The organism is Pseudoalteromonas rubra, from assembly GCF_005887115.1.
GTDB classification, from domain to species: Bacteria; Pseudomonadota; Gammaproteobacteria; order Enterobacterales; family Alteromonadaceae; genus Pseudoalteromonas; species Pseudoalteromonas rubra_F.
In genome coordinates this window covers 1-539 of the sequence record NZ_PNCJ01000088.1, presented here as the reverse complement: position 1 = coordinate 539, position 539 = coordinate 1, and the positions used below count along the sequence as shown (strand labels likewise).

The window sequence follows — 539 nt, the reverse complement described above, 5'->3', positions numbered from 1 at the left end:
ATAATGAGGCGCGCATGAATGCGGTAAATAGCAAGTCGGTCGCTATACATCAGGGTTGCCAAGCAGTCGGTCGATACGTTTAATGTTGTGTTTTGCAGCGACAGGGCCCTTCCTATTTCGGCCCGGTTTTGTAATTGAGAGTTGATTGCTATCGAGCGAAGTTTCAGTTGTCAGCATCAATGAGTCAAGGCGCCCGGTTATGAATTTGGGGGCAGTTTTTTCTGAGCATATCGTGTAGGATGGTGATATGACGCATAGTGTTGTTATCTGGTGAGTTTTTTTGCGAAATAAATGAGATCAAACAATGCCGTGCGTATCCATAATATTGATTTGAAATATGAATATCTGGGGATTCCTCAGAGCAAGGCGTGAGAGTTACTCAATTAATGGCAATTTTTAAGAAACAAAAGATAGCCCAATACAGTGCTAGAGTGTTCGCAACCTTATTCGTGGCAGTCATGTACGCCGCTATTTTCCCTAGCTTCAACCCAAACTCCACCGACTATTATTTTGCGTTAACCATTTATTCTTTAGTTCTG

General features: G+C 42.5%; 1 pseudogene. It reads right to left on the bottom strand.

The window, feature by feature from the left end:
• Positions 1 to 256 (bottom strand): annotated as a pseudogene (locus CWB98_RS24530) (IS4 family transposase); the annotation flags it as partial.
• Positions 257 to 539: the final 283 nt, after the last annotated feature.